Annotated in this window: 25 protein-coding genes and 1 tRNA gene; 20 read left to right on the top strand and 6 right to left on the bottom strand. The window is 64.4% G+C overall.

From position 1 onward, the window contains the following. The first annotated feature begins 44 nt into the window (after window positions 1-44). From rpoD to DQG17_RS07055, 13 genes are all read left to right on the top strand, one after another. Window positions 45-2,054 carry an RNA polymerase sigma factor RpoD gene (gene rpoD, locus DQG17_RS07115; protein WP_116132012.1) on the top strand — a complete coding sequence of 670 codons (2,010 nt, stop codon included), beginning with the start codon at window positions 45-47 and terminating at the stop codon, window positions 2,052-2,054. Between the two features lie 33 nt (window positions 2,055-2,087). Further along, complete coding sequence (locus DQG17_RS07110) at window positions 2,088-2,615, top strand: mismatch-specific DNA-glycosylase (protein ID WP_116132011.1); 528 nt, start codon at window positions 2,088-2,090, stop codon at window positions 2,613-2,615. A gap of 212 nt (window positions 2,616-2,827) precedes the next feature. Further along, entirely contained in the window at window positions 2,828-3,262 is a 435-nt protein-coding gene (locus DQG17_RS07105; RefSeq protein ID WP_116132010.1) for a hypothetical protein, read from the top strand. Between the two features lie 8 nt (window positions 3,263-3,270). Next, the gene (locus DQG17_RS07100; protein ID WP_157973547.1) at window positions 3,271-3,708 is read left to right on the top strand and encodes a hypothetical protein; all 438 of its coding nucleotides are present in this window, start codon (window positions 3,271-3,273) and stop codon (window positions 3,706-3,708) included. 36 nt (window positions 3,709-3,744) lie between these two features. Further along, complete coding sequence (locus tag DQG17_RS07095; protein WP_116132008.1) at window positions 3,745-4,197, top strand: hypothetical protein; 453 nt, start codon at window positions 3,745-3,747, stop codon at window positions 4,195-4,197. Between the two features lie 255 nt (window positions 4,198-4,452). Further along, window positions 4,453-4,944, top strand: a complete 492-nt coding sequence (locus DQG17_RS07090; RefSeq protein ID WP_232829351.1) for an SCP2 domain-containing protein — start codon at window positions 4,453-4,455, stop codon at window positions 4,942-4,944. Continuing rightward, window positions 4,941-5,939, top strand: a complete 999-nt coding sequence (locus tag DQG17_RS07085) for a peptidase U32 family protein (RefSeq protein WP_116132006.1) — start codon at window positions 4,941-4,943, stop codon at window positions 5,937-5,939. The genes DQG17_RS07090 and DQG17_RS07085 overlap by 4 nt, the downstream gene beginning before the upstream one ends. Before the next feature lie 5 nt (window positions 5,940-5,944). After that, window positions 5,945-6,850 (top strand): U32 family peptidase, encoded by a 906-nt coding sequence (locus DQG17_RS07080; protein ID WP_116132636.1) that lies wholly within the window; start codon window positions 5,945-5,947, stop codon window positions 6,848-6,850. A 106-nt stretch (window positions 6,851-6,956) separates the two neighbouring features. Further along, complete coding sequence (locus tag DQG17_RS07075) at window positions 6,957-7,373, top strand: secondary thiamine-phosphate synthase enzyme YjbQ (protein ID WP_116132005.1); 417 nt, start codon at window positions 6,957-6,959, stop codon at window positions 7,371-7,373. A 137-nt stretch (window positions 7,374-7,510) separates the two neighbouring features. Beyond that, on the top strand, window positions 7,511-7,978 hold the full coding sequence (gene nrdR / locus DQG17_RS07070) for a transcriptional regulator NrdR (RefSeq protein WP_116132004.1): 468 nt from the start codon (window positions 7,511-7,513) through the stop codon (window positions 7,976-7,978). Window positions 7,979-8,007: 29 nt separating this feature from the next. Beyond that, complete coding sequence (gene ribD, locus DQG17_RS07065; RefSeq protein WP_116132635.1) at window positions 8,008-9,087, top strand: bifunctional diaminohydroxyphosphoribosylaminopyrimidine deaminase/5-amino-6-(5-phosphoribosylamino)uracil reductase RibD; 1,080 nt, start codon at window positions 8,008-8,010, stop codon at window positions 9,085-9,087. Window positions 9,088-9,180: 93 nt separating this feature from the next. Then, window positions 9,181-9,774 carry a riboflavin synthase gene (locus DQG17_RS07060; RefSeq protein ID WP_116132003.1) on the top strand — a complete coding sequence of 198 codons (594 nt, stop codon included), beginning with the start codon at window positions 9,181-9,183 and terminating at the stop codon, window positions 9,772-9,774. A 347-nt stretch (window positions 9,775-10,121) separates the two neighbouring features. Further along, complete coding sequence (locus DQG17_RS07055) at window positions 10,122-11,945, top strand: M3 family oligoendopeptidase (protein ID WP_116132002.1); 1,824 nt, start codon at window positions 10,122-10,124, stop codon at window positions 11,943-11,945. Window positions 11,946-12,244: 299 nt separating this feature from the next. Here the strand turns inward: DQG17_RS07055 and DQG17_RS07050 are convergent, their stop codons facing one another. Next, window positions 12,245-12,685: an efflux RND transporter permease subunit gene (locus tag DQG17_RS07050; RefSeq protein WP_198666044.1), complete on the bottom strand. Its 441-nt coding sequence runs from the start codon at window positions 12,683-12,685 to the stop codon at window positions 12,245-12,247. Between the two features lie 21 nt (window positions 12,686-12,706). On the opposite strand from DQG17_RS07050, the gene DQG17_RS07045 reads away from it, so the two are divergent. The 5 genes from DQG17_RS07045 to DQG17_RS07025 all read left to right on the top strand — a co-directional run bounded on the left by DQG17_RS07045 (window position 12,707) and on the right by DQG17_RS07025 (window position 17,636). Then, window positions 12,707-13,279, top strand: coding sequence for a hypothetical protein (locus DQG17_RS07045; RefSeq protein ID WP_116132001.1), 573 nt, complete (start codon window positions 12,707-12,709; stop codon window positions 13,277-13,279). Window position 13,280: 1 nt separating this feature from the next. After that, window positions 13,281-13,793 (top strand): hypothetical protein, encoded by a 513-nt coding sequence (locus DQG17_RS07040; protein WP_116132000.1) that lies wholly within the window; start codon window positions 13,281-13,283, stop codon window positions 13,791-13,793. Window positions 13,794-13,833: 40 nt separating this feature from the next. Continuing rightward, complete coding sequence (locus DQG17_RS07035) at window positions 13,834-14,622, top strand: winged helix-turn-helix domain-containing protein (protein ID WP_198666043.1); 789 nt, start codon at window positions 13,834-13,836, stop codon at window positions 14,620-14,622. A 663-nt stretch (window positions 14,623-15,285) separates the two neighbouring features. Beyond that, a complete protein-coding gene (locus DQG17_RS07030; protein ID WP_198666042.1) occupies window positions 15,286-17,211 on the top strand; it encodes an AAA family ATPase in 1,926 nt (641 codons plus the stop codon). 11 nt (window positions 17,212-17,222) lie between these two features. After that, window positions 17,223-17,636 (top strand): hypothetical protein, encoded by a 414-nt coding sequence (locus tag DQG17_RS07025; protein WP_116131998.1) that lies wholly within the window; start codon window positions 17,223-17,225, stop codon window positions 17,634-17,636. A gap of 133 nt (window positions 17,637-17,769) precedes the next feature. Here the strand turns inward: DQG17_RS07025 and DQG17_RS07020 are convergent, their stop codons facing one another. The 3 genes from DQG17_RS07020 to DQG17_RS07010 all read right to left on the bottom strand — a co-directional run bounded on the left by DQG17_RS07020 (window position 17,770) and on the right by DQG17_RS07010 (window position 20,159). Beyond that, window positions 17,770-18,453 (bottom strand): hypothetical protein, encoded by a 684-nt coding sequence (locus DQG17_RS07020; protein ID WP_116131997.1) that lies wholly within the window; start codon window positions 18,451-18,453, stop codon window positions 17,770-17,772. Between the two features lie 647 nt (window positions 18,454-19,100). Then, window positions 19,101-19,175, bottom strand: a tRNA-Asn gene (locus tag DQG17_RS07015). A gap of 48 nt (window positions 19,176-19,223) precedes the next feature. Continuing rightward, complete coding sequence (locus DQG17_RS07010) at window positions 19,224-20,159, bottom strand: MBL fold metallo-hydrolase (RefSeq protein ID WP_116131996.1); 936 nt, start codon at window positions 20,157-20,159, stop codon at window positions 19,224-19,226. 34 nt (window positions 20,160-20,193) lie between these two features. Here DQG17_RS07010 and DQG17_RS07005 point away from each other — a divergent pair, with 34 nt between their 5' ends. Then, window positions 20,194-21,516, top strand: a complete 1,323-nt coding sequence (locus DQG17_RS07005) for an ATP-binding protein (RefSeq protein ID WP_116131995.1) — start codon at window positions 20,194-20,196, stop codon at window positions 21,514-21,516. A gap of 177 nt (window positions 21,517-21,693) precedes the next feature. Further along, the gene (locus DQG17_RS07000) at window positions 21,694-23,379 is read left to right on the top strand and encodes a putative transporter (protein WP_232829350.1); all 1,686 of its coding nucleotides are present in this window, start codon (window positions 21,694-21,696) and stop codon (window positions 23,377-23,379) included. A 134-nt stretch (window positions 23,380-23,513) separates the two neighbouring features. Here DQG17_RS07000 and DQG17_RS06995 read toward each other — a convergent pair whose 3' ends face one another. Together DQG17_RS06995 and DQG17_RS06990 are read right to left on the bottom strand one after the other, a co-directional pair. Next, a complete protein-coding gene (locus DQG17_RS06995) occupies window positions 23,514-24,701 on the bottom strand; it encodes a pyridoxal phosphate-dependent aminotransferase (RefSeq protein ID WP_232829349.1) in 1,188 nt (395 codons plus the stop codon). Then, the gene (locus DQG17_RS06990) at window positions 24,698-25,540 is read right to left on the bottom strand and encodes a fumarylacetoacetate hydrolase family protein (protein WP_116131993.1); all 843 of its coding nucleotides are present in this window, start codon (window positions 25,538-25,540) and stop codon (window positions 24,698-24,700) included. The genes DQG17_RS06995 and DQG17_RS06990 overlap by 4 nt, the downstream gene beginning before the upstream one ends. Between the last annotated feature and the right edge of the window lie 4 nt (window positions 25,541-25,544).

The raw sequence follows: 25,544 nt of genomic DNA, 5'->3' as shown, positions 1-25,544 counted from the left end.
ATCCGTACCTTTTCGAATCAGCTCCCGCGAGACAGGAGATCTGGATGGCTGCCAAGGACACCGAAGACCGCAAGCCCGAGGACAACGAGCAGGAAATCACGCTCGACATGTCCCAGACAGCGGTCAAGAAGATGATCGCCGATGCTCGTGAGCGGGGCTATATCACTTACGATCAGCTCAACCAGGTCCTGCCGCCCGACCAGGTGTCCTCGGAGCAGATCGAGGACGTGATGTCGATGCTCTCGGAAATGGGCATCAACGTGATCGAGGCCGAGGAGGCCGAGGACGACGACGTCGCAACGCCCGTCGGGTCCACCGAGGTGGTCGAGGCATCGACCTCGCGCGAAGTGGCTGTCTCCACAAGCGAGACCGAAAAGCTCGACCGCACCGACGATCCGGTGCGGATGTATCTGCGCGAGATGGGCTCGGTCGAACTGCTGAGCCGCGAGGGCGAGATCGCCATCGCCAAGCGGATCGAGGCCGGGCGCAACACCATGATCGCGGGGCTTTGCGAAAGCCCGCTAACCTTCCAGGCGATCACGATCTGGCGCGACGAGCTGTTGAGCGAAGACATCCTGCTGCGCGACGTCATCGACCTCGAGGCCACGTTCGGCCGCGGCATCGACGAGGACGGCGAAGAGGAGTCCGAACCTGTTGCCGAAGGGCTCAAGGTCGAGGCCCAGCCCGAGGCGCCATCCGGCGAGAAATCCGAGGACCCCGAATACGACGCCGACGGCAATCCGATCCGCCGCGAGGACGACGACGAGGAAGACGAGCAGGCCAACATGTCGCTTGCCGCGATGGAGGCCGCGCTGAAGCCGCGCGTGCTCGACCTGCTCGACCGGATTGCCCGCGACTATTCCGATCTGGAACAGATGCAGGACCAGCGGATGTCGGCGACGCTGAACGAGGACGACAGTTTCTCGTCCATGGAGGAAGAGCGTTATCAGAAGCTGCGCTCCGAGATCGTGGAACTGGTCAACGAGATGCACCTGCATTCGAACCGGATCGACGCGCTGATCGACCAGCTCTACGGCATCAACCGCAAGATCATGTCGATCGATTCCTCGATGGTGAAACTCGCCGATCAGGCGCGGATCAACCGGCGCGAATTCATCGACGCTTACAAGGGCTACGAGCTCGACCCGAGCTGGATGGACCGGATGGCCGAACAGCCGGGCCGCGGCTGGACGGCGCTGTTCGAGCGTTCCACCGACAAGGTGGCTGAACTGCGCGGCGAAATGGCCCAGGTCGGCCAGTACGTCGGTGTCGATATCGGCGAGTTCCGCCGCATCGTCCAGCAGGTACAGAAGGGCGAGAAGGAAGCCCGTCAGGCCAAGAAGGAAATGGTCGAGGCGAACCTTCGACTGGTGATCTCGATTGCCAAGAAATACACGAACCGCGGGCTGCAATTCCTTGATCTTATTCAGGAAGGCAATATCGGCCTGATGAAGGCCGTGGACAAGTTCGAATATCGCCGCGGCTACAAGTTCTCGACCTATGCCACCTGGTGGATCCGTCAGGCGATCACCCGTTCGATTGCCGATCAGGCGCGCACGATCCGGATCCCGGTCCACATGATCGAAACGATCAACAAGCTGGTGCGTACCGGCCGGCAGATGCTGCACGAGATCGGTCGCGAACCGACGCCCGAGGAACTGGCCGCCAAGCTGCAGATGCCGCTCGAGAAGGTCCGCAAGGTGATGAAGATCGCCAAGGAGCCGATCAGCCTCGAGACCCCCATCGGCGACGAGGAAGACAGCCAGCTCGGCGATTTCATCGAGGACAAGAATGCGGTCCTGCCGCTCGATTCGGCGATTCAGGAGAACCTGAAAGAGACCACGACGCGGGTTCTGGCCAGCCTGACGCCGCGCGAGGAACGGGTGCTGCGGATGCGCTTTGGCATCGGCATGAACACCGACCACACGCTGGAAGAGGTCGGCCAGCAGTTCAGCGTTACCCGCGAACGGATCCGCCAGATCGAGGCCAAGGCGCTGCGCAAGCTCAAGCACCCCAGCCGCTCGCGCAAGCTGCGCAGCTTTCTGGATCAGTGACGAAAGGCGCCCCCGGTTCGGGGGCGTTTTGCCATGCTGCCGGACCATGTTGCCCCAAATCTCCGCAGCGTGATCTGCGGCACAGCCGCGGGGCGCAGGTCCGGCGAAATTGGCGCCTATTACGCCGGGCGGGGCAACAAGTTTTGGCCGGTGCTGTTTCGGGCCGGGCTGGTCCCGGAGCCGCTGTCGGTGGGCGACGAGTTGCGGCTGTTGGGGTTTGGCATCGGTCTGACCGATCTTGCCAAGGGGGTGTCGGGCGCAGATGCCGCGATACCGGCCGCAGCCTATGATCCGGGCCGTCTTGCCGCCTTCCTGCGCCAGCACCGCCCGCAGAGCTTTGCCTTCAACGGCAAGAACGCCGCCAAGAGATTTCTGCAACGGCGTCATGTCGACTATGGTCCGATCGAGGTCGGAGGCATGGCGATGTGGATTTTGCCGTCAACCTCGGGCGCCGCGAGCGGAAGCTGGGATGAAGAGGTCTGGCGCGCCTTTGCCCGGTTTCTGCACATGCCCGATCCGGGCGGCAGCCGCGCCGTATCCGGCGCCATCCATCCGGCCTGAGAGCCGCCGGCGGCGACGGGGGCGGGGCTGGCAAACCCAGGGGCTGCATACCATCTATCTTTGGTCCCTGTCGGCTTGCCCGCGTTGCCGGGCCGGTCTGGCAGGCGCCATGCCGGCGGGCTAGGGTCGGGCATCGGGGGTCCGGGCGCGCAGACGTGAATTGTCTGGAGGCGTGCGGCGGCCCAGAATAACTGCTGTGGAAGGAACGACGCATGGTACGGCGCGGATTGATGGCTTTCGGGGTGGCGGCGGCAGTGTCGGTGACACTGGCGCTGTCTGCGGGGCAGGCACTTGCGCGCAACGGGAATGCGCCGCGGCTTCTGACCAGAGGCACTCCTGACAATATCGAGGTGTTTGCCGGTGGCGGGGCCCAGCAAGGGTCGGTCTTTTTCTGCAATGCCGCGCGCTATGCCGATGGCCCGCTCAATGCCCGGATGACCGACCGGCTGGTGATAATCCGCCCCCTCGGTCCGAGCCCGACGGTCGCAACCCGCTACAGCGTGAGCTTTGCGCTTGTCGGACGCGATGTGCGCTCGCCCTGGGGTGGCGGGGTGCTGGTCACGCCACGCAGGGTGGGCATGAACCGTTCGGTCGCGCATTCGCTGTCGTTCTGCAACGTCCCGAACGCAACGTCGTCGTCGTCCTAGGGGGGGAAATGCGTCTTCGGTTCGGATCTGTGATAGCTGCCGGAGCGCTGTCGCTGATGTCGGTTGCGGCGCTGGCGGATCGGGCGGCGAACGGGATGATCGTGATCGACGATCCGGCGCGGCCGGGTGTCTTCGAGGTGTTCCGGATGTCCGGTGCGGGGGCCAAGGACTATTGGTGTGCGGCCGGCGACCATGCGATCCGGGGTCTCGGCCTGCCGCGTGACACACGGATCTATGTTGCCGCTCCTGTCGGCAAAAGCGCGATCAATCCCGGGCGCAGTTCGGTCACCTTCACGGTTCGCCCCTCGACCGAGGTCTCGGGCGCTGCTGCTGCGGCGGAACAGGGCCATGCGATGAGCGTAAAATCCGTTGGCCACAGCTATGGCGCCTCGCACGCGCAGGCGGGGTGCGTGAGTTCGTTTGTTGTCGAGCCCGGACAGATCTGACGGGCCGGCGGGGTAGTCAACTTGGGGAGAAGGGCGATGAAACGACACATCGGAAAACGGCTTGCCGGGGCGATGATCGCGGCGGCGGCAAGCCTTGCCGGCATGGCGCCGGCAAATGCCTATTGGGCCTATAACACTCTCGTGGTGAACGAGATCCCGGGGCGGCAAGGCGCGTTCGAGGTGATCTACAAGCCGCGCGCGGTGGACACCGATTTCTGGTGCGCGGCAGGGGATTTCACCCGCCGATTCGTCAACCAGTCCGGCACCACGCGGGTCTATCTCGAACGACCGCTGGGGCCGTCGCTGACGCAGCAACGCAGCCGCTCGGTCGTGTTCACCATCGATCCGTCGGGCCCGGTGGCCAAGGGTGCGGCTGATCCGCAGGGGATGGACATGAATGCCACGCGGATCGGGCAGAATTATTCTGCAGCCCACGGCTGGGCGCTGTGCCGCGACAGCCGGATCAAGATGCGGCAGATCGGGTTCTGAGGCGCCGGCAGGCACCCCCCGGGGCGGTTGCCCCGGTGTGCACAGCAACACATTGAAATAATTCTTATTTTAATGTGTTGCTGAGGGCCTGTCCTGCTGCTTGTGACAATACGTTCCGCGGACATCGACGGCGATCTGCTTTATGACCGGGGTGTCCTTTCCCGATACGGTTTTTCCAGTGCAATGACGATCGACCTCAGTTCCTCACGCCCATCCGGCGCCACGGGGAGGTTTCCCCTATCGCTGTTGCGGTCATTGCCGCATCCGCCGCTGCCGACCTTCCTGCTGACCCCGATCCTGAAGCGGATCGCGGCCGCGATCGCGGCTGAAAACCCCGAGATGTTCGACCGTCTGGGGCCGCACCGGCACGTCTACTTCCTGATCGACCCGACAGACCTGCCGGTCGTGTTGTACCTGCGCCCGGACCCCGACGCGCTCGATTTCCGGGTCCTCGACCGGCGCCACATGCCCGTCTACGCGGCGCGGATCTCGGGGCGTTTCCTCGACCTGCTGGCCCTGATGGACGGGGAACAGGACGGCGATGCGCTGTTCTTTTCGCGTGCGCTGACCGTCAGCGGCGACACCGAGGCGGTGGTCTGCCTGCGCAATGCGCTCGACGACGTCGATGAACCGATTGCGGAATCGGTGGCCCGCCTGTTGGGCCGGCCCGGCAAGGCTGCGCTCGACGCGCTCAGACGGGCAGGGGCAGCCAGCAGAAATACAGGCAAGGAGGACAACCCGTCATGAGAAAACCCGAACTGATCTGTCCCGCCGGCACGCCAGCGGCGCTGCGCAGCGCCGTCGATGCCGGGGCAGACGCGGTCTATTGCGGCTATCAGAACGCGACCAATGCGCGGAACTTCACCGGGCTGAACTTTACTCCCGCCGAGATGGAGCAATCCATCGCCTATGCCCACGATCACGGCGCAAAGGTGCTGATCACGCTGAACACGTTCCCGCCCTCGGGCAAGGTGGCGCTGTGGAAACAGGCGGTCGACCTTTCGGCGCAACTGGGGGCCGATGCCTGCATCGTCGCCGACATCTCGGTCGCCGACTATATCTGCCGGATGTATCCCGACTTGCGCATCCACCTGTCGGTGCAGGCCGCAGCCTCGAGCCCCGAGGCCATCGACTTCTATGTCCGCGAATTCGGGGTGAAGCGTGTGGTGTTGCCGCGGATCATGACGGTCAGCGAAATCGGCGGGCTGGTCGCCGAGATCCCCTGCGAGGTCGAGACCTTCATCTTCGGCAACCATGGCCTGATGGTCGAGGGGCGCTGTTCGCTGTCGTGCTATGTCACCGGCCAGTCGACCAACATGGACGGCGCCTGTTCGCCGGCGGCCAATGTCAGCTATCAGTCGGCGCCCGACGGAACGCTGTCGACGCGGCTCGGCGGATATACCATCGACCGCTTCGGCGCCAACGAGACCGCGGGATATCCGACGATCTGCAAGGGACGCTATCTGACCGACTCGCGCGAGGGCGGATATTATGCCTTCGAGGAGCCGGTGAGCCTGAATGCCGCGACCGTCCTGCCCGAGTTGATTGCGGCCGGGGTCCATGCCTTCAAGATCGAGGGGCGGCAGCGCAGCCGCGCCTATGTCAAGAAAGTGGTGTCGACCTTCCGTTCGGCAGTCGATGCCATCGTCGCCGGGAAAGAACCTGTGCTGGCCGATCTGGTCGCCCTGACCGAGGGGCAGAAACAGACCGAAGGCGCGCTGAAAACCAAGACGTGGAGGTGACGGCGATGGACGCGCAACTGACCCTGGGCCCGAACCTGTTTCACTGGGCCCCCGAGCGGAAGCTCGATTTCTATCGCCGGATTGCCGATGAAAGCCCTGTGGGCACCGTATATCTGGGCGAGGTCGTCTGCTCGAAACGCACGCCGTTCTTCGACGATCGTCATCTCGAAGAGGTCGCCGAGCGGCTGACACGCGCGGGCAAGCAGGTGGTGTATTCCTCGCTCGCCGAGGTGGTGATCAAACGCGAGCGCAAGCTGCTGATGGAGTGGTCGCAGCAGCAGGGCCGCGATCTGGAGGTGAACAACACCGCCGCGTTGCTGCATCTCAAGGACCGGCCGCACCGGATCGGCGCGCTGCTGAATGTCTATAACGAAGACACCATGGCCTATCTGGCCGGTCGCGGCGCAACCCATTTCAGCCTGCTGGCCGAACTGCCGAAACCGGCCGTCGCAGGGCTTGCCGAAGCGGCGCGCGGGCTTGGCGTCGGGGTCGAGGTGCAGGTCTTCGGACGCGCCTCGCTGGCGCTGTCGGCGCGCTGCTATCACGCGCGGGCGCACGGCCGGATCAAGGACAGTTGCCAGTTCGTCTGTGGCGAGGATGACGACGGGATGGTCCTGTCCACGCTCGACGAGAAGCCGTTCCTGGCGGTCAACGGCATCCAGACCCTCAGCTATGGCTATCTCGAGATGATGGCCGAGATGCACGAGATGCGGGACATGGGGGTCAGCCACTTCCGGGTCATGCCGCATTCCTGCGACATGATCGAGGTGACGAAGGCCTTTGACGACGTGCTGCAGGGCCGGATCGAGGCGGCCGAGGGCGCGGCGCGGCTGGGCGCGCTCGGCATCGCGGCGCCGTTCGTCAACGGCTTCTACCACGGCGTGCCGGGCGATACCCTAGTGCCGGCCTGACAGAAACTGCCTGACCGGATCCGGAAACGGCCGGCAGGATCCGCGCGACACGTAAGGCGCCCGCCAGCTGCGGGCGCCTTCCTGTCGTCCCGAAAGGAGCAAGGCGATGCAGACCGAGTTTTCCATCCGGACTTCCGGCGCCGGGCTGTACGAGTTCACCCACGAGGTCGCGGTCTGGGTCGCCGGGCTGCATGTTGCCGAGGGGCTGTTGACGCTGTTCGTGCGCCACACCTCCTGCAGCCTGCTGATCCAGGAGAATGCCGACCCCGAGGTGCGGGCCGATCTGGAAGCGTTCTTCGACCGGCTGGTGCCACCGGCCGACACCCCGGCGATGAGCTATCTGCGCCATACCTTCGAAGGACCCGACGACATGCCGGCCCATATCAAGGCCGCGCTGATGCCGGTCAGCCTGTCGATCCCGGTGTCGGGCGGTCGCATGGCGCTGGGAACATGGCAGGGGATCTATCTGTTCGAACACCGCCGGGCGATGCACCGGCGCCACGTGGTGGCGCATCTGGCGTGACGGTAGCGCAGCCGCAACGTCCGTTGGACCCAGATAGGGTATGTGGATAAATCCCCTACCCAAGGCGTGGAGGCTTCCCTATAGTCGTCGTGAGGGGCCAGGGACGAGGCCCAAGATCAGCAACGAAAGAGGGGTCCATGCGCTGCCCGTTTTGCGGAAACGTCGACACCCAGGTGAAAGATTCGCGACCCGCGGAAGATCACGTTGCAATCCGGCGGCGCCGGTTCTGTCCGGCCTGCGGCGGCCGTTTCACCACCTATGAGCGCGTGCAGCTGCGCGACCTCGTGGTGATCAAGTCGAACGGTCGGCGCGAGGATTTCGACCGTGACAAGCTGGAACGCTCGATCCGCATCGCGCTGCAAAAGCGCCCCGTGGAGCCGGAGCGCATGGATCAGATGATTTCGGGCATCGTGCGCCGGCTCGAAAGCATGGGCGAGACCGACATCCCTTCGAAGGTCATTGGCGAGATCGTGATGGAGAGCCTGGCGCGGATCGATACCGTTGCCTATGTGCGCTTCGCCAGCGTCTACAAGAATTTCCAGGAGGCCGGCGATTTCGACCGCTTTGTCAGCGAGTTGCGGCCCAAGGACCCCCCGAAGGAGTGAGCGTCGGACCGGAGGCGGACCGCCGGTTCATGGCGCTGGCAATCGCGCTCGGGCGGCGCGGGCTGGGCCGTGTCTGGCCCAATCCGGCCGTCGGCTGCGTGATCGTGCGGGACGGCCGCATCGTCGGCCGCGGCTGGACGCAGGATGGCGGGCGGCCCCATGCCGAAGTTATCGCGCTGGCACAGGCGGGCGCGGCGGCGCGGGGGGCTGTGGCCTATGTCTCGCTCGAGCCCTGCGCGCATCACGGGCACACCCCGCCCTGCGCCGAGGCGCTGGTCGCCGCAGGGGTCGCCCGGGTCGTCACGGCGCTTGAAGATCCCGATCCACGGGTTGCGGGCGGCGGCCATGCGATCCTGCGCCGGGCCGGGATTGCGGTCACGACCGGTGTGCTGGAACCCGAGGCGCGGCGCGCCAACGAGGGCTTTCTGCGGCGGGTCACGAGCGGGCGGCCGCATCTGACGCTGAAACTTGCGACCTCGGTCGACGGGCGGATCGCCACCGCGACGGGCGAGAGCCAGTGGATCACCGGGCTGGCCGCGCGGCGCCAGGTCCATGCGCTGAGGGCCAGTCACGATGCGGTTCTGGTTGGCGCCGGCACGGCGCGCGCCGATGACCCCTCGCTGACAATCCGCGGCCTTGGCATCGACCGCCAGCCCGTGCGCATCGTGGCCTCGCGGCGGCTGGAGATCCCGACTGCCAGCCATCTGTTTGACGAGATCTCGGAGGCACCGGTCTGGCTCTGCCATGGGCCCGATGCAACACTTGAACGGGTGGCGGTCTGGCGCGCGCGCGGTGCGCATCCGATCGAGGTCGCGACCGCAAGCGACCGCCAGCTTGACCCGGGCGCGATGCTGTCCGCGCTTGGAGCCGAGGGGCTGACACGGGTGTTCTGCGAGGGTGGCGGCATGCTGGCCGCGGCCTTGCTGTCGGCGGGGCTGGTGGACGAGCTGGTCACCTTCACCGCCGGTCTCGGGCTCGGCGCCGAGGGCCAGCCGGGGCTCGGCGCGATGGGCATCGACCGTCTGGCCGAGGCGCCGCGGTTCGCGCTCGACCGGGTGGCGCAGATCGGGCCGGACATGATGGCCTGCTGGCGGCCATTGACGCCCTGATCTGGCGGCCGGGTGGACGGGCCAGCCGCAGCCGGGCTCTTGCCGAGCCGCCCCACCGGGGCTACGTCCTGAGGAAACTCAAGGAGGCCCCTCATGTTCACCGGCATCGTGACCGACATCGGCGAGATCAGGCAGATCGAGCAGCGCGGCGATCTGCGGCTGCGGATTGGCACAGGCTATGACATGGACAGCGTCGAGATCGGCGCCTCGATTGCCTGCGACGGGGTCTGCCTGACCGTGGTCGACAAGGGTCCGGACTGGTTTGCCGTCGATGCCTCGGCCGAGACGGTGTCGATGACGACCATCGGCGCCAATTCCTGGGGCGCGGGCCGGCGCATCAATCTGGAGCGGGCGCTGAAAGTGGGCGACGAACTGGGCGGCCATATCGTGACCGGCCATGTCGACGGCGTGGCCAAGGTGATCGGCATCGCCGACGAGGGCGACAGCACCCGGGTCCGGTTCCGTGCCCCGGAGCAACTGGCCAAATTTATCGCCTCGAAGGGATCGGTCGCGTTGAACGGCACCTCGCTGACCGTGAACGAGGTCGAGGGGGCAGAATTCGGCGTGAACTTCATCCCCCATACCAAGGAAGTGACGACCTGGGGCGGGATCGCGGTCGGTGATTTCGCCAATCTCGAGATCGACACGCTCGCCCGCTATGTCGCGCGGCTGAACGAGGCCGGGTAGGGCCTGGGTCGGTCGGCTTTGTTCTGACGGAGGGACTCGGGCTGTGGCGGTGGCAGGGGGCGCTGCCCCCGTCGCGGGCGGGTGCCCGCGACTCCCCCGAGGTATTTTGACCAAGAAGAACTGGGGGGTGGTTTCATCGGGCACAGGTAGCGCGGGGGCCGCCGGTTTTGGGCGCCAGAGGGCGCCGCGCCACAACCGATCCAGCCCTTGCCGGATGGCGATCCCGGTCCTTCGGCACCTGGCCTTCGGATCGCAAGCTGCAGGGGCACGGATCGGCCGAACCGGCGCTTGCAGTCTGCGCCGCCACGGCCTTTATTGGGCGCCATCCATCCCGAAAGGAACCTTGCATGCTCTTTGCCCAGTCTCATCCCGTCTTCGATGCCGATCCCGCCGGCGGCAAGGGCCTTGGCGCGCTGCCCGATTGGGACCTGAGCGACCTCTATCCCGCCCCTGACGCGCCCGAACTGAAGCGCGACCTCGACTGGCTCGAGGCTGCCTGCATCGGCTTTGCCGGCGACTACGAGGGCAGGCTTGCGACGCTCGATGCGGCAGGGATGCTCGATTGTGTGCTGCGCTATGAGCGGATCGAGACGGTTTCGGGCCGGATCATGTCCTATGCCGGGCTGCGCTATTACCAGAACACGGTCGATGCCGAGCGGGCGCAGTTCTTTGGCAATTGTCAGGAAAAGATCACCAATTTCACGACCCCGCTGGTGTTCTTCTCGCTGGAGCTGAACCGGATCGAGGATGCCAAGCTTGATGCGTTGCTGGACGCGAATGCCGATCTTGGCCGGTTCCGCCCGATCTTCGACCGGCTGCGGGCGATGAAGCCCTATCAGCTGTCGGACGAGCTGGAGAAGTTCCTGCACGATCAGTCGACCGTGGGGGCGGCCGCCTGGAACCGGCTGTTCGACGAGACGACCGCGGCGCTGGAATTCGAGGTTCAGGGCGAGCCGCACAATCTGGAATCGACGCTGAACTTTCTGACCGATCAGGACCGATCCTTGCGCGAGGCGGCGGCGCGGGAACTGGCGCGGGTCTTCGGGGCCAACATCAAGCTGTTCGCGCGGGTGCACAACACTCTGGCCAAGGAAAAGGAGATCGAGGATCGCTGGCGCGGCATGCCGACGCCCCAGACCGGGCGGCATCTGTCGAACCATGTCGAGCCCGAGGTGGTCGAGGCGCTGCGCGATGCGGTGGTGGCGGCCTATCCGCGGCTGAGCCACCGCTATTACGAGCTGAAGCGCAAGTGGCTGGGGCTTGAGGTGATGGAGGTCTGGGACCGCAATGCGCCGCTGCCGCTGGAGGAGACCCGGACCATCGGCTGGGACGAGGCCTGTGCGACGGTCAGCGAGGCCTATGCCGGGTTCAGCCCGCGCATGGCCGAGATCGCCGCGCCGTTCTTCACCAGGGGCTGGATCGACGCCGGGGTGAAGCCCGGCAAGGCGCCGGGCGCCTTTGCGCATCCGACGGTCGTCGATGTGCATCCCTATGTGATGCTGAACTACCTTGGCAAACCGCGGGACGTGATGACGCTGGCCCACGAGCTTGGCCATGGCGTGCATCAGGTGCTGGCGGCGGGGCAGGGCGAGCTTCTGGCCTCGACGCCCCTGACGCTCGCTGAGACGGCGAGCGTTTTCGGCGAGATGCTGACCTTCCGCAAGCTGCTGGCCGGCGCCAAGGACCCGGGTCAGCGCAAGGTGCTGCTGGCCGGCAAGGTCGAGGACATGATCAATACCGTGGTCCGTCAGATCGCCTTCTATGATTTCGAGTGCAAGCTGCATGCGGCGCGGCGGGCGGGCGAGCTGACCTCGGATGACATCAACGCGCTCTGGATGTCGGTGCAGGGCGAGAGCCTCGGCTCTGCCTTTGCCTTCATGGAGGGCTACGAGACATTCTGGGCCTATGTCCCGCATTTCGTCCATTCGCCGTTCTACGTCTATGCCTATGCCTTTGGCGACGGGTTGGTGAATGCGCTCTATGCCGTCTATGAGGAGGGCGATCCGGGGTTCCAGGAGAAGTATTTCGACATGCTGCGTGCCGGCGGTTCGAAGCACCACAAGGAGCTGCTGGCCCCCTTCGGCCTCGATGCCTCGGACCCGGCGTTCTGGGACAAGGGGCTTAGCATGATCTCGGGGATGATCGACGAACTGGAGGCGATGGAAGGGTAGGCAGGCGGCGGCCGAGGGGCGCGTGTGAGTGCCGCGCAGCCGGAACAGGCGCAAGTGCGCGCCGTGTTCGTCGGTTCGGCCTTGAGCGCAGGGTGAGGGATGCGCGACCGGCAAGGATCATGTTCGCGTTGATCGCTTGGCGCCACGCAGCCTGCGCCATAGTACTGCCTTGGGACGTTGTCCGAAGCCGGGCGGCGGACCTCTTTCGTGGGCGCTCTCTCCGTCAGCCCGGGGTTTGAAACCGCAGGCCTGGCACGTTGCGATTCCGTTTGGAGAGAGCGGCTTTCACCGCTTCTAGGTCACTCTGCGGGCCCTTGTTTGGACGGCGCGCGGAATTGCCCTGTCACGAAGCGTTCAAAATCGTCGACGAGGGTGCAGACCACGGGGATGACGAGCAGGCGCAGCAGCGTCGCCGTCATCAGTCCGCCGATCACCACAGTGGCCGTTGGTTGGCGGAAGCTTGAATCCCCCTCAATGAGGCTGAATGCAGCGGGCAACATCCCGTCGGACATGGCAACCGTTGTCATGACGATCGGCCGCGCGCATCGGTGACAGGCATCCACCAGAGCATCGAAGCGATTCATGCCGAATTTGCGCGCGAGCCGCGCGTAATCCCCAACAAGATCGAGTTCTTCGAGACGATCCCCATCAGCAAGAGCAGGCCGATGACCGCCATCCCGATCTCGTCGGCGGCCTCCATCGATGGCTGACCGGCGGGCCTGGGCACGCTGCCATTGCACGGTCGTTGTCCGGCCGCCGACATGATCGTGGCGTTCTCGACCCTCGAAAACCTCGTGATCCGGATCGACAGCGTCAATGCGTTCGTGCCGGCCGAGCGGCACGTCGACACCGGATCCGGCCTGACCGGCGGCGGCGATCTGAGCCAGAACCGGACGCTCGCGGTCGATTTTGCGACGCAGGCCGAGGCCGATGCCGGGGTTGTAACGGAGAAGGCGGTGTCGCCGGGCCGGCTTTATACCGCGCTTGGCGCACTGGCTGTGAAGGCCGGCTTTGCCGCCGTCCTGAACGGAAATGGGTATATCAAATTCCCGTCGTGGCTGGGCGGCCTGATCCTGCAATGGGGGTCCGGCACATTGCCGGTCTCGAACGACACGGTGTCGACCGTCGCGGTGATTTTCCCGACCGCCTGGCCGAGCGCCATGTTTGCGGCCGTGGCGACCGCCCGGAACGGTGTGAACACGGCCGCCGGCGGCTGGCCGGTGATGGGGTCGATTTCGAACACCCTGACCCAGATCCTGTTCACAGGCGACGTGCTGCATTTCACGACGATCAACAAAACCGTCCCGTTCACCTGGTTCGCAGTGGGAAAATGACATGATCAGCTACTCTGCTTCGACCGGCGGTTTTTACGACAGCCGGATCACCGACGTCCTGCCCAAAGATGCAGTCGAAATCTCTGTCGAGACGCATGCGGCCCTGCTGGCCGGACAGGCCGCAGGCCAGCGGATCGTCGCCGGGGCGGGCGGCGTTCCGGTGCTCGAAGATCCAATCGTCGATCCATACGACGAACGGCTGGCGCGCTGGCGGACCACGGCCGAGCTGTCTTCCGTGCAGCTGCGGCTCGCCCTGCGCGGGCGTGCAGACATTGCCGAGATGGCGCCGCTCGCCGCAGCCTTCCCCGAGGCGGGCAATCTGCTCGACCTCGTCCAGCGCCATGTCGCGACACTGCCCGCCGACGATCCGGCCGCGGTGATCTGGGAATATGCGACCCGCTTCGTGCGCGGCGACGCGGACACCGCAACGCTGTTCTCGGCCGCGACCGGCGTCGATGACGCTTGGATCGACGCTCTCTATGACCGCGTCCTCGGCACGATGCCCGCGGCCTGACGAGGATCCGATGCCGCAACAGGACAATGGAGGCGCTCGAATGGTGCGTCGGCAGCCCTTGCAGAACATCGTGGCGCTCAAGCGGAAGGGTCTGCTGACCGAACAGCAGGTCCTCGCCGCCCACAGGTTCTCGAAAAACCCGAACGCCTTCGTCGTCGCGCCGACGCTCTATCGCGTCCTGCACGACGCGATCCTGCGGGACGAGCCGCTCGAGACGATGGAGAAGCGGCGCGGCTGGCCCGCCCGGTCGGCCAAGGCCATCGTCGGCCTGATCCTGCACGCGCTGCAGGAAATGCAGGGATCGCACGAGGAGGCAGGCGAGGATGACGCCAGCGCGCGCGAGACCGTCGCGTTCCTTATGGCAGACGACGCGCGCGATCTGATCCCGCTGATGGAGCGGTTCGGGTTTACCCAGCGCGAGGCGCGTCTGTTCCGCATTCTCGAACGCTCGGCCGGGAATTGCATCGGCAAGGAGACGCTGCTCGCACGGCTCTATGCCGATCGCCCCCTCGATACCCCCGACCAGAAGATCCTCGACGTCTTTGTCTGCAAGATCCGGAAAAAGCTCGACGGCGCGCCCTGTCGGATCGAGACCGAACACGGGGTCGGCTACCGGCTGGTCAAGCTGCAGGCGCCGGGGGAGCGCGATCTGTCCTGGTATGTGCAGCACGTCTACGAGGGCAAAAGCTTTCGCGAGATCGCCGCCGCGTCGGGCGTCCACGCCTCGACCGTCATGCGGAGCGTCAACCGCACCGCCGAAACGCAGGATCCGGAGGCGCTGGATCAGGCTGCCAGGGTCTTGCGGGGCGGACATCATCAATGGCTGTGAAGTGAAGTGGGGCGGGGCGCATGTGGGGGGACGATCACGAAACTCGGCCCTGTAATCCTGCTGTAACGCAGGGCGCCTCAGTGCAGGGAAGCCGATCAGCCCGGTCGCCGAGATCTCGCGCGATTTCCGGGTTCCCCGAGACCTCGGCGTTCCGAGGCTCCGGATCAGCCGCAGGCGGGCAACGCGCAGGATGCTTCAGGCATCTTCGGGCGCTGTCCCAACCAGAGCGAACGGCCCTGACCGGACCCTCGCACGAATTGCGGTGGAGGTCCGGAGCCAGCCCAAATTTGCCGTTCGCTTCGCGGGCACCAACGTCCAGCCGCGACACGTGGAGGGCGGCCGGAAAGTTTGAACTCGCCGCGCCGCAGCGAGGATGTGAAGAAACCGCGAAAACGGACCTTCGACACCGAGAGTTCTGGTTGATCTTGTTTTGGGACAGATCTTCAGGGAAGAGGTCGTTCGCCGCGAGTGCAAGGGCTGAACGTTTGTACAATGAACCGTGGGTCTCCTGAGCGGCACGCAAGTAGACAACAATTTAGCAGAGCTTCAGCGACCGCTTCTGTTGTATGCGCCGCGCTATTTTCACCATTTGAGCTTGAACCTAAAGACGGGCAGGCACACGATGTCGTATCAATGCGCGCAATAGGCTCGAGGGATAGGGGTATGAAGCTCAAGACAGTTAGGATAGATCATTTCAAGCACGTGCTAGATTCGACTGAGGTTGCCATCCAGCCGGACATCACCTGCCTTGTCGGCAAGAACGAAAGCGGCAAGAGCGCCTTCCTTGAAGCGCTACGACGGCTCAAGCCTGCTCAGGGCGCAGCGAGTTTTTCCTCACCGACACATTACCCCGCCTGGCTGGAGAAGAGGCATCGCCGGGAGGCGAAGGCGAAGGGACGCGACCTTGACGAAAAGTCCCCCATCAATGCGACCTTCACCATAGAGCCAGAGGACGTTGCGGCAGTCGAAGCTAGGTTTGGCGAAGATGTGTTGCTGTCAGATACGGTTACGATCGAGCGGAAATACACCAATAAATACGCCGGTGTTTTTGAGGTCGATGAGGCCAAAGCAGTTGTCAATCTGCTCGCAGATATTGAACTTCCCACGGTCCTAGAACCACTCAACTCGTGTGAGACATTCAGTACCCTCCGCGCCAAAGTCGCAAGCCTCTCGCCAGATGGAGGCGAGGCGAGCGCAACCACCCTCGCATTGGCGGAGGTCACGAAGGCCATCAACGAATTGCTGCCGGAGGACACGACACTTTGGCAGTCCGTTTGGCGTGTGTTGTTCGCCCGGGTGCCCCAATTCTTCTACTTCTCGGAATACAGCAGCCTCCCGAGCACCGTTCCAATCCGCGAACTGCTGGAAGCCGATGAAGACAAACTTGAAGACGATAAGCAAACGGCGCTTGCCTTGCTCCAATTGGCTGAGTTTGAGAAGGACCATCTTCTTGATACCGACTATGAAACCAGGAAAAGGGAACTTCAGAATGTAGCGAATGAGTTGGGCGAACAGGTCCTAGACTATTGGACGACCAATCAACACCTTCGCGTGGAGATGGACCTTACGCTGACGAAGCAGCCCGCCAACAACGGGCAAACAACTGTCATTGATGAACTCCACATCAGAATGTGGGACGACCAGCACAAACTTTCCCTGCGCTTTGATGAACGCTCCTCCGGGTTTCGCTGGTTCTTTTCCTTCCTGACTGCCTTCTCCCGTTATGAGTTTGACGATACCCCCATCATTATCCTCCTTGATGAACCCGGCTTGGGGCTCCATGCAACCGCTCAACGCGACTTCCTGCGCTTCATAGAGGAGCGGTTGTCGAAACGCTGTCAGGTGATCTACACGACGCACTCGCCCTTCATGATCCAGCCAGACCACCTTGAGCGGGCGCGGCTTGTTGAGGATAAGGGACGTGACCGTGGCTCCGTGACTACTTCAGACGTGTTGACCACCGACAGCGACACACTGTTCCCGCTACAGGCAGCGCTCGGATACGACATCGCCCAACACCTTTTTATCGCCAAGGACAACCTCGTGGTTGAGGGGCCGTCTGACTTCCTGTTCATGCAGACCATTTCGGAGCGGCTGATTGAGGACGGGCGCGAGGGGCTCGACAAGCGCTGGTCGATCATGCCGCTGGGAGGCGCTGACGTGATCCCTGCCTTTGTCGCGCTCTTGGGCAACCACCTTGATGTTACGGTCGTGGTGGATTCTCGCAAGGAGGGCCACCAGAAGCTGACTGCCCTCGCCAAGGCTGGTTTCCTCGGGGAGAAGCGGATCGTCACCATCGGTGAGGTTGCCGACCGGAAGATGGCCGACATTGAGGACCTGTTCGCCAAGGATGACTATGTGGCGCTCTACAACGCCGCGTTCGGTAAGAAGCTCAAGGCTGCGGAGCTTAAGGGCACTGACCCAATTGTGCGGCAGATCGCCCGCCAAGAAGGCGTGGATCGATATGACCACAATGCCCCAGCGGAGGTTTTGCTGCGAGAACGCGCGAAGCGGGTTGCCGCATTGTCGGACGAGACGTTGAATGCCTTCGAGGCGCTGTTCAAGCGTATCAACGAAACGTTGGCATAGGCGTCAGGAATATGCACATTGAGACGTTGAGCCAAGGCGATTTGTCATGTGAGGTTGAACAAGGCAATAGCAGCGAGCAACTCACTGGGAAACTAAAATTCCGCTCCTTCGAGGTTGGCCAAATTGCAGGGCGCTCGCAAGACGATTTGCGTGCTCTGTTTGCAGCTATCTGCCACTTGATCGACAGTGGCGGCATGGTTCGTCATGGCATCGTAATGCTCGGCTACCACAATAAAGCATTCAAAGGAGACGTGTTGCTGGTCGATGGCGAAATCATCGGCGAATGGGTGTCAGATGACGAAGAGTGGTGTCACTTCACTGCAAATGGAGCTTCAGATATCACGTGCAGCGCCCCGTCCCCATGGATGCTCCATGACGCAATCGCTGGTTGGCTCGAAAGCTGTAGCAAATCAAAGCAGGTTTGATGTCCGCTTTCGATCTGCTGCATTGCAGCATTTTACTGGGCGGCGAAGGTCCGGTCTGGGCCGTGAACAACGGATTTACCCGAATATGGCCCCACGAAACGCTGCACTGTGGAGATCGGCAGCTGCGAGGTTGTCATGCCCAGAAGTTCAGACTGAAGTTATTCAAGCTGCCGCGATCAGTGATGGCATCGAACGTCTCCGGGATGTCGGCCCCGTTGCCACCATCGCGGAAAAAATCCCTCACGCTGAAAAGTGCCAAATCGCGCATGTGATACCACTCCCGGCGGAGCGCCTCCGATAGCTCGTTCTCGCGCTGACGCGCAGTGAGCTTGCGCCGATCAGCGAAAGCCCCGAGCTGGGGCCGGGCAACATGCTGGTGATGGAAGATTATCCGACCATAAGACCAGTCGTCGTTTTCCATGGTCCGCCAGCGGTACGAAACCGAGACAGTCATCTCTGGTCGGAACGTGAAGGGTTCGTGGATGTGGTCATCGACACAAAAGCGCTCACCATCGCGCCTCTCCTGTCTTGCCCGATTCTTCATCTGATCGACTGCTGAGGCGAGATCCCATCCGGCACGAATGGCTTCTTGCTCAGCACTTGCAATCTTTGCCGCGGCCTTCGCCTTGCGTAGGTTGGCCAATGCCAAGTTGAACCGCCGTTCGGCTTCCTGAACGTAAGCGCCAAGGCGATAAAGCTGTAGGCGGGTCACTGCAGTCGAGCTGTGCGCTTTCCGTGCTTCCTCGATGGCATTTCGAAGTGCATCCACATCCATGTCTTCAATGGCATCTCGTTCGCCCACACTCAGGTTGATCATCACTTCCCTCCGATAACGCCCCTCGTGTCGAGAACATATTGACCGCTCGGGCAACCAAGGATGAGCCCGAAAAGCCTTGGTCATTGATCCCGAGACTAGAAACGACAGCTCTGCCCCACAACGTGTGAGTTCGCCCGTCACCTAATTTTTTCAGTTGCGGCGAAGGTCCGCAATGACGTGCCGTAGCGCGACACCGAGGTTGGGCATCGGACGGCGGCTTCGGGCCGGTCACGTCGTCTGGGCCGACCTCGGTTCGCAACTTTGCAGCGAACGCTCCTTGCGCATCGCTGACTTTCAACCGGCTCTACTGGACGACACACAAGCGGTCCCGAACTCGTCCTCCGGATTCTGCTTATCGCGTATCTGATCGGGATTTCGGTCCGAGTGCAGGCTTTGCGACGTGGCTCCCCTGAAACTACCCAAAACGGTCATGTTGCAGAGGTATGGCTTGCCGACTCGCACCTTGCCGGAACATAGCCCCATAGTTCAACTACGCGCTCATTCCCCGCCAATTACGCACGCCGCGCCATAGGGGATAGACCGCCAAGAGGGGGGTGAATCTGTTCCCCCGGTGTTCCCCCAGAGCCAAACGGCAAGGCCCGCCAGTGGCGGGTCTTTTCGTATGTAGCTGAAATCTTTGGGATTTTTGGCTCCGGCGGTAGGGATCGAACCTACGACCAATTGATTAACAGTCAACTGCTCTACCGCTGAGCTACGCCGGAACACGGGGCGCGTATAGCAATGGCTCTCGGGGGCGTCCAGAGGGGATTTCACGATTTTGTCGCAATGATCCCGTCGCCGTCCGCGACGGGGCGAAAGACAGTCCCGGGGCCGAGCGGGCCGAGCGGGGCGACCATTCCGCGGCTGGACAAATCTATCAGGTGCGCCAGCACGTTACGCTCCGCAGCCGGCAACAGCGGGGCAGGGGTGTCGCGATAGATGCGGTGCGCCAGTGTGGCGGCATCGGCCGGCGCGGCATCGAGCTCTGCGAGGATCTGTGCCTCGCGCGCCCTGCGGTGGGCGATCAGCCAGCCGATCCTCTCGGCCGGGTCCTGAACCGGGGCGCCGTGGCCCGGATAGTAGACCCGGTCAGACCGTGCCGCGAGCCGGTCGCAGGAGGCCATGAAGGCGGTCAGATCGCCATCGGGCGGCGAGACCAGCGAGGAGGCCCAGCCCATGACGTGGTCGCCGGTAAAGAGCGCGCCCTGCCAGGCAAAGCACAGGTGGTTCGACAGATGCCCCGGTGTCCAGACCGCCTCGATCCGCCAGCCCGCGCCTTCGATGACGGCGCCGTCGGCCAGCGCATGATCGGGCAGGAAGTCCGCGTCGATGCCCTCGCCGCCGCCAAGCCCCTCGGCGGCCAGGTGTTCCATCAGCGCCGAGCGCCCGGCATCGTGCGGACCAAATCCCAGCACCGGGGCGCCGGTGCGCGCGGCGAGCCGCCGGGCGAGTGGCGAATGATCCTTATGGGCGTGGGTGACGAGGATATGGCTGATCCGCTCCTCGGGGCCGAGCGCGCCGAGGATCTTCTGAAGATGGGACGCATCGTCGGGGCCGGGGTCGATCACGGCCACAGCACCTTTGCCCACCAGATAGGTGTTGGTGCCGCGTTCGGTCATTGGCGAGGGGTTCGGCGCCAGCACCCGGCGCAGGCCCGGTTCCGGGATCGTGACGCAACTGAAGGCGGGCTCGGGCAATTTGGTCATTCCTCTCGCACCATGGCGGCGCTAGCCTTCTGCCATGAATTTCGACTGGCTCAAACAATCCATGCCCCGCGGCCTCTATGGGCGCGCGGCGCTGATCCTGATCGTGCCGGTGACGGTGCTGATGCTGGTGGTGTCGATGGTCTTCATCCAGCGGCACTTCGAAGACGTGACCCAGCAGCTGACCCGCGGCATCGTGCTGGAGCTGCGCGAGATCGTCAAACAGATCGACGCGGTGGACAACCTGCACCGCGGGCTTCTCTCGGCGGCGCCGATTGCCAATACGCTCGGCGTGCAGCTGTCGCCGTCGGGCGAGGAACTGCCCGGCGACCGGCGCGAGTTCTATGACGTCTCGGGGCGGATGATCATCCGGACCCTGCGCGAAGGGCTTCATCAGGTTCACGCCGTCGATCTGGCCGGGTCGAGCCGCAAGCTTCTGGTCCAGATCCAGACCAGACACGGGCTCGTGGACGCGGTGATCGACCGCAAACGCGCCTCGGCCTCGAACCCACATCAGTTTCTCGTGCTGATGATCTCGATCGGGGCGCTGATGACCGGCATCGCCTTTCTCTACCTGCGCAATCAACTGCGGCCGATCACGCGGCTTGCGGATGCTGCCGAGGCCTTCGGCAAGGGTCAGATCGTGTCCTACCGTCCGGCCGGAGCGATCGAGGTGCGGGCCGCAGGGCGGGCCTTTCTCGACATGCGGGCACGGATCGAACGGCAGATCGAACAGCGCACGCAGATGCTGTCGGGGGTCAGTCATGACCTGCGCACGCCGCTGACCCGGATGCGCCTGGCGCTGTCGATGATGCCGCCCGACGGCGATGTCGCGGATATGCTGGGCGATGTCGAGGAGATGGAGGCGCTGATCAACGGCTTTCTCGACTTCGCCCGCGGCGATCAACTGGACGATCCCGAGCCGGTGGCGCCGTCGCTGCTTGCCCGGGACGTGGTGGACAAGGCGCTGCGCAGCGGCGGTGAGGTGGTGCTGACCCTCGGGCCGGGTACCGAGCAACCGGTCGTCCTGCGCGGCCAGGCTGTGGAGCGTGCGCTTGGCAACCTGATCGGCAACGCGCTGCGCTATGCCACCCGGGCCGAGGTCACAGTCAGCCTCGGTCGGCGCACGGTGACTTTCTGCGTCGAAGACGACGGCCCCGGCATTCCGCCCGAGCGCCGCGAAGAGGCGATGCGCCCCTTCACCCGGCTCGATCCGGCGCGCAACCAGAATCGCGGGTCGGGGGTGGGCCTTGGCCTGTCGATCGCGCGCGACATTGCCCGCCGTCATGGTGGCACCCTGCGGCTGGAGGAAAGCGCGCGGCTCGGTGGTCTCAAGGCCAGCCTCGTTCTGGCGCGCTGAGCGGAGAGAACGCCCTGCACCGTCCTTGGCGGCCCACGCATGGCGGACCCCGGCAATGTCTGCGAATACGCGACACCTGTGACGATCTTGACCGAGCGCCATAGCAGCCCATTGCGGCCCTGCGAGGTGGCACGCTACACAGGTGGCGACCCCAAACGGCCAAGTGAGGGATATCGCATGATACCGTTCCTTCCAACCATGAGCGGCGTGGCCCTGACCACGATCGCGCTGTCGCTTGCGGGCGCGCTCGGCCTGTTGCTGGGCCGGCTGAATTATCGCGGCGTCGGCCTCGGGATTGGCGGCGTGCTTTTCGCAGGCATTCTGGTCGGCGACCTCGCCAGCCGCGTCGGGCTTCATTTCAGCTCGGAAATGCTCGAGTTCATTCGAGAATTCGGGCTGATCATCTTCGTGTTCACAATCGGGATCCAGGTCGGCCCCGGGTTTTTCGGGTCGCTGCGCAAGACCGGATTGCAGTTGAACATCGCGGCCGCGATGATCGTGGTGCTGGGGGTCCTGGTCACCGTTGCGATCCATTTTGCCTTCGATGTCCCGGTGCCGGCGCTGGTCGGCCTGATGTCGGGGGCGGTGACCAACACGCCCGGCCTCGGTGCCGCCACCCAGGCGCTGCGCGATGTCGGCGCCGGTACCGATGCGGTGGCGCAACCCTCGCTCGGCTATGCTGTCGCCTATCCCTTCGGCATCCTCGGCATCCTGCTGACCATGCTGAGCATCCGCTTTCTCGCCCGCGTCGACGTAGCCGGTGAAGCGGGGGCCTATGACACCGAACGCCGCGGCGGCTCGGGCGCGCTGCCGTCGCTGAACGTCGTGATCCGGAACCCGAACTTCGACGGCCTGAAGCTGTCGGAGGTGCCGGGCCTGTTCGATCAGGGCGTGGTGGCCTCGCGGATGAAAAAGGGCAGCGATCTCTTTGTACCAAGACGTGACACCGTGGCGAACGACGGCGACATGTTGCACCTTGTCGGTGCGCCCGACCGGCTGAACGCGATCCGCCTTGTGCTGGGCGAGGAAACCGACACGCAACTGACCACCAAGGGCACCAAGCTGACCTGGGCCCGCATGGTGGTGACAGAGCGATCGGTGCTCGGCCATCGCCTGCGCTCGCTCGGGCTCGAGGAAAGCCACGGCGCCACGATCTCGCGCATCATGCGTGCAGGGATCGAACTTCCGGTGCAGGCCGACAGCACCCTCGAATTCGGCGACATCGTCACCGTTGTCGGCACACCCGAAGCCATCGAGGAGACCCGCGGCGTGCTGGGCGACCAGTCCAAACGCCTCGATCTGGTCGATTTTCCCGGCGTCTTCATCGGTATCGCGCTCGGCATCCTGCTGGGCTCGATCCCGATCGCGCTGCCGGGTCTGCCCGCCCCGCTCAAACTCGGGCTGGCCGGCGGCCCGCTGGTGGTGGCGATCCTGCTCGGCCGGCTCGGCCGCTGGGGACCCTTCATGTGGTTCATGCCGCCGGTGGCCAACCACGCGCTGCGGGAATTCGGCATCATCCTGTTTCTCGCCGTGGTGGGGATCAAGGCGGGCGATCAGTTCCTCGACACGCTGCTGAACGGCGAGGGCCTGCACTGGATGGCCTATGGCGTGATGATCACTCTGATCCCGCTGATGGTGGTGGGCTTCGTCGCGCGCTTCGTCTTCGGCTTCAACTATCTCACGCTCTGCGGCGTGCTGGCAGGCTCGATGACCGACCCGCCGGCACTGGCCTTCGCCAATGCACAGAACGAAAGCCCGGCCGCTTCGGTGGCCTATGCCGCGGTCTATCCGCTGGTCATGGGGCTGAGGATCTTTGCCCCACAGGTCATCGTGCTGTTGCTATACGCCACCGGCACATTCTGACCCATCGCCGCGCCCGGCCAAAAACCGCCGGGCGCAACTGCCGATTTCTTCTGTTCAAAAATATCCCCGCCGGAGGCACCCGCACGCGACGCGGCACCGCCGCCGGAACAGCGCGCCACCGGCTCCTCACGGGATCAGGCCGACCGGGCCAGAAACGCCGCCATCCGCTCCAGCGCCACGGCAATCTGGTCCCGGCGCGCGGCATAGCTCAGCCGGATGAATCCCTCGCCCAGCGTACCGAAATCGGGTCCCCCGACGGTCGCGACCCCGGCCTGCTCCAGCAGGGCGGTGGCAAGCGGCTTCGCCTTCCAGCCGGTGGCCGAGATATTGGCAAAGGCATAGAAGGCGCCCTTTGGCACCGAACAGCTTACACCCGGCAGCGCGTTCAGCCCGGCTGCGATGATCTGCCGGCGGGCGTCGAACTCGGCCACCATCGCCGCAACCGCCTCCTGCGGGCCGTCGAGCGCTGCAATGGCGGCGTATTGCGCCGGCGCGTTGACACAGGACCAGCAGTTGACCGCAAGTTTTCGCGCCTTGTCGATCAGTTCCGCGGGCCAGACCCCATAGCCCAGCCGCCAGCCAGTCATGGCATAGGTCTTCGACCAGCCGTTCAGTACGATCAGCCGGTCGCGTATCTCGGGGTATCCGAGCAGGCTCGCATGTTCTTCGCCGTCATAGAGGATCCGGTCATAGATCTCGTCCGACAGCACGGCCACCTGCGGATGCGCGTCGAGCCCCGCGACCAGCCGCGCGACCTCGTCCCGCGGGGTCACGCCGCCGCAGGGGTTTGCCGGCGAATTCAGGATCAGCAGGCGGGTCCGGGGCGTGATCAGACCGAGGATCTCGTCCGCCGAGACGGCAAAGCCGTTTTCCTCGCGGACCGGCACCGGGATCGGGCGTGCACCGGTGAATTCGATCATCGAGCGATAGATCGGGAACCCGGGATCGGGATAGAGGATCTCGACCCCGGGGGCGCCGAACATCAGGATTGCGGCGAACATCGTCACCTTGCCGCCCGGCACCACCAGCACATGGCCCGGATCGACCTGCGCCCCGTGGCGCCGCCACAGATCGGCTGCCACCGCCTCGCGCAGGTCCGGCAATCCGGCCGCGGGGGTATAGCCGTGGTGGCCGTCGCGCAGCGCCTTCACCGCCGCCTCGACGATATGCTCGGGGGTCGCGAAATCGGGCTGGCCGATCCCGAGGTTGATGATCTCGCGCCCCTCGGCCGCAAGCGCTGCGGCCCGCGCCAGAACGGCAAAGGCGTTCTCCTCACCGATCCGGTCGAACCCCGGGATGGTCTGCAAGGCCGCGCCGCTCACGGCGCATAGGCCTCGACTGCCAGGTCCTGTTCGCCAAGCCCGGTGATCCCCAGCCGCATCCGGTCGCCCGGTTTCAGGTATTGCGGCGGGGTCATCCCCATGCCGACGCCGGGCGGCGTGCCGGTTGCGATCAGATCGCCCGGCAGCAGCGTGATGAACCGGCTGATATGGGCGATCAGTTCGGCCACCGGAAACACCATCCAGCTTGTGTGCCCGGTCTGGCGCCGCACGCCGTTGACGTCGAGAAACAGGTCGAGCGCCTGCGGGTCGGGCACTTCGTCGGGGGTCACCAGCCAGGGGCCGACAGGGGCAAAGCTGTCGCAGGACTTGCCCTTGACCCATTGCCCGCCACAGTCCTTCTGGAAGTGCCGCTCCGAGACGTCGTTGACGACGCAGTATCCGGCAACATGGTCGAGCGCCTGGTCGACCGTCACATGGGCGGCCTTGCGCCCGATCACCACGCCAAGCTCGACCTCCCAGTCGGTCTTCTCGGACCCCTTGGGGATGATCACCGGGTCGGTCGCACCGCTGGGCGGACAGACCTTCATGAACATCAGCGGCTGGTCGGGCACGGCCGAGCCGCTTTCGGCGGCATGTTCCACATAGTTCAGCCCGATGCAGAAGATCCGCCTGATGTCCGCCAGCACCGGGGCATAGTCGCGCTCGGACAGGGCGGGCAGGGTGGAGAGCTCGATCCCCTCGAGCGGCGCGAGCCCGCCATAGGCGACCGAGTCGCGGGTGAGGTCCCCGATATGACCGGCAAGGCTGCGCAGCACACCCGCGTCATCGACAGCCGCCGGCACGATTCCGTCGGCCGTCCTGATCCTGCAAAACTTCATCTCG

It is taken from the genome of Tropicimonas sp. IMCC34043, from assembly GCF_003390845.1.
Classification (GTDB): Bacteria; Pseudomonadota; Alphaproteobacteria; order Rhodobacterales; family Rhodobacteraceae; genus Tropicimonas.
Note: the sequence above shows the minus strand (reverse complement) of the source record. Positions and strands in the feature narration are given on the sequence as shown.